The organism is Microvirga medicaginis (assembly GCF_052658925.1).
The window spans coordinates 1-3,113 of record NZ_JBQWEL010000049.1 but is presented as its reverse complement, the minus strand read 5'-3'; the positions used below and the strand labels follow the sequence as shown (position 1 = coordinate 3,113).

Sequence of the window (3,113 nt, the reverse complement as noted above, 5' to 3'; positions counted from 1 at the left end):
CGCCGCAAGGTGAGCGCCCAAGGTCCCGAACAGCCGGTCGCGCGGCGGCACCTCGGGCTTGTAGAACCGGCCAAGAACCGATTTGCGGGAGGCCCCACAAGTACGGGAAAGCCCATGGTCTTGAGCTCCGGCAGACAGCGCAAGGCCTCAAGGTTCTGATCGGCCGTCTTGCCGAAGCCGATGCCGGAATCAAGGATCAGATGCGTGTCAGGAATGCCGGCCCGGCGGGCGAGGTCCAAGGAGCGCTCGAAGAAGCGCTGCATGTCCGCCATGAGATTGAGCGAGGGATCCGCCTCCGCCCGATTGTGCATGACCACCGCCATGGCCCCATGCTCGGCCACGGTGGCGGCCATATCGGGATCGTACTGGAAGCCCCAGATGTCGTTCACGATCCTGGCGCCCGCCGCCAGAGCAGCGTGGGCCGTCGCAGCGCGGTAGGTGTCAATCGACATGGGGACGTTCAGGATGCCAGCGAGGGCGTGGATGACAGGAATGATGCGCCGCTGCTCCTCTTCGGCTCCGACCGGTGTATGCCCGGGGCGCGTGGACTCCCCGCCGATGTCGATGATGTCCGCTCCTGCTTGCTGCATCCCGCGGGCGTGTCGGAGCGCGGCCTCGTGGTCGCTGAACAGGCCGCCATCCGAGAATGAGTCGGGCGTGACGTTCAGGACGCCCATGATCAGGATGCGTGAGCCCAAGCCGGTCAAGGTTGGTGACATGGTCGAACCCGAATTCATCAGACTCCGCGTTTGTTGCCCCAGGCCAGGACGTGCAACTGCGGCAGGACCGTCGCCGTGAACCACCGATCCGCCGCCACCGTGTCGACGAGCCAGCGGAAGCGCTCCATCACGTCATCAAGATCGGCCTCTTCGCGGCCTGGACCGGAGTGGGTCACCAGCGGAGCAGGGTTTCCGACCTGCAGGTAAACCGGAAGAGCCGGGTAGCGGCCGGCCACCCGTCGGGCATAGGCATAATCATCCTCATCAAACACGACGACCTTGACGACGCAATGCGGTCCGTTCGCTGAGGCCCTGACACACTCGTCCAAGGCCTGCCAGTCGGTGTCCACGCCCGAGGAGGGCGGCTTCGGGCTGAGCATGAGCCAGTCGAGCGCGGCAAACCATGGTTGGGGCACGCTGCCTTGGGTTTCCAGTGCGAACGTGTAACCCTTCTGCCGGCCCAGGGCGATGAGCGGTGCCAATGGCTGAAGCGCCGGATTGCCGCCCGACAGCGACACGAGCACCGGCGTGGAGCCGGACAGGCGCTCCACCTCGGTCAGGATCGCGGCCGGTGTCATCAGCGTCCAGTCTTCCCGATACTCGGGCAGCACTGCATAGAGCGTATCGCACCAGCGGCAGCGATAATCGCAGCCGCCCGTGCGCACGAATACGGTGGGGCATCCGATCAACGGGCCCTCGCCCTGGACGGTCGGGCCGAAGATCTCGCTGATGCGGATGCTGCCCTTCACGGGCGGTACTCCGCCCAGGTTTTCGGGGTCTCACTGACCCGCACGGCCGCGACCTCCGGCCAGCGCGCCTTGCACCAGTCGTAGAGCCATTGGGCAATGACCTCGGCGGTCGTCTGGTCGTGTCCGAGGACCTCGTTGAGGTGGCGATGGTCGAGGGTGTTGTCGATGAACGCCTTGAGCTCCGAGAGCTCGCGGTAGTCGCGGACAAAGCCGACCCGGTCGAGTTCGGCCGATTGCAGAACGACCTCGACCTCGTAGTTGTGGCCATGCAGCCGGGCGCAGGGGTGCTCCGCCGGCAGGCCGCCGATCAGATGCGAGGCGGAGAAGGCAAATCGTTTGGCAATGGTGTACATGGCTGGGCCTATGATTGTTGCGCTTGGTGTTGCTGGCAGGCTTCGACCCAGTAGTCCGGATCCTCATACGGCGTCGGATCGTCCACCCCTGCCAGGTGAAAGGCCTCGCGCCGCTCGACGCAGGTGCCGCAGCGGCCGCAATGAACATCGCCGCCCTGGTAGCAGGACCAGGTTTCGGCAAAGGGCACGCCCAGCCGGGCGCCCTCGCGCACGATATCGGCTTTGCTCAGCCGTACGAAGGGCGTGTAGAGGGCTATGTCCGCCAGCCCCTCCAGGGCATGGCGCTGCATCGCCTCGAACGCCTCAATGAAGTCCGGGCGGCAATCCGGGTAGATGAAGTGGTCGCCGCCATGGACCGCCGCCGCCACGGCATCGGCCTGTTTCGCGGCCGCCACACCGAAGGCAATGGCGAGCATGATGGCGTTGCGATTGGGCACCACGGTAATCCGCATGGTGTCTTCCGCGTAATGCCCCTCAGGAACGGGTTCGCCGCTGGTCAGGGCCGATCCGGTCAGGAGGCGTCCGACGGCCGAGATGTCCACGATGTCGTGAGGCACGCCGAGGCGGGCGGCGCAGGCCCGCGCGGAGTCGAGTTCCTTCCTGTGGCGCTGGCCGTAGTCGAAGGACACGAGGCGGGTGAGGGTTCGCTCCGCCGCGACCTTGTGGGCGAGCGTGACGGAGTCCAATCCGCCGGAACAGATGACGAGGGTCTTCACGAGGGCTCCTTGTTTTGACCGGGTAGGCTGCGACCGGATCGGCTCGCGGGCCGATAAGCATGAGACGGATCGCACCTGAAAAGGTGCCACCCGCAATGTGAGCGGATGGGGCACAAGAGCGCACCATCCGCTTTCCCGCGTAGAAAGACTCATATTGAGAGGAAGTCAACTGCGCGTGGGCCGGAAAACCGTCGCGCTGGAAGGAGGCTGGCCGGGGCGAGCGGTAGCCAAAGTACGACTGCCGCACACGCCATCACGAAAGCCGATCTTAGAACGCGATCCGCAAATCCAGGAGTTGCCACCTGACGAGTAGCTGAAGATGCGCGCGTTGGCTCTGGCCATATTGGCTGTGAACCGGCGCAGTGAGTGACCCTCTATAGGCGTGCAAGCATAATCCTGGATCGAGGACTGAAAAGAAATGTAAGCACAGCAGCTTGATCGGTCAGAGGAAGGGTCATCCGTCCACGGCGAATGCGGAGTCAAGTGCCACGCCGATGCACAGTTTTTTGCTTGCCGCCACTGCTGGCACCGGACAGATCGGGCACCTTTCAGATCTGGGAACGACCACTATTGGCA

The 3,113-nt window shown here is 64.5% G+C and carries 3 protein-coding genes and 1 pseudogene; all 4 read right to left on the bottom strand.

From position 1 onward, the window contains the following. Window positions 1-737 (bottom strand): annotated as a pseudogene (gene folP, locus ACUXUR_RS26655) (dihydropteroate synthase); the annotation flags it as partial. After that, window positions 737-1,468, bottom strand: a complete 732-nt coding sequence (queE, locus tag ACUXUR_RS26650; protein ID WP_445505367.1) for a 7-carboxy-7-deazaguanine synthase QueE — start codon at window positions 1,466-1,468, stop codon at window positions 737-739. The gene queE and the pseudogene folP, both read right to left, overlap by 1 nt. Next, on the bottom strand, window positions 1,465-1,821 hold the full coding sequence (gene queD, locus ACUXUR_RS26645; RefSeq protein ID WP_445505366.1) for a 6-carboxytetrahydropterin synthase QueD: 357 nt from the start codon (window positions 1,819-1,821) through the stop codon (window positions 1,465-1,467). The genes queE and queD overlap by 4 nt, the downstream gene beginning before the upstream one ends. Window positions 1,822-1,829: 8 nt before the next feature. After that, complete coding sequence (queC, locus tag ACUXUR_RS26640) at window positions 1,830-2,537, bottom strand: 7-cyano-7-deazaguanine synthase QueC (protein ID WP_445505365.1); 708 nt, start codon at window positions 2,535-2,537, stop codon at window positions 1,830-1,832. Window positions 2,538-3,113 lie beyond the last annotated feature (576 nt).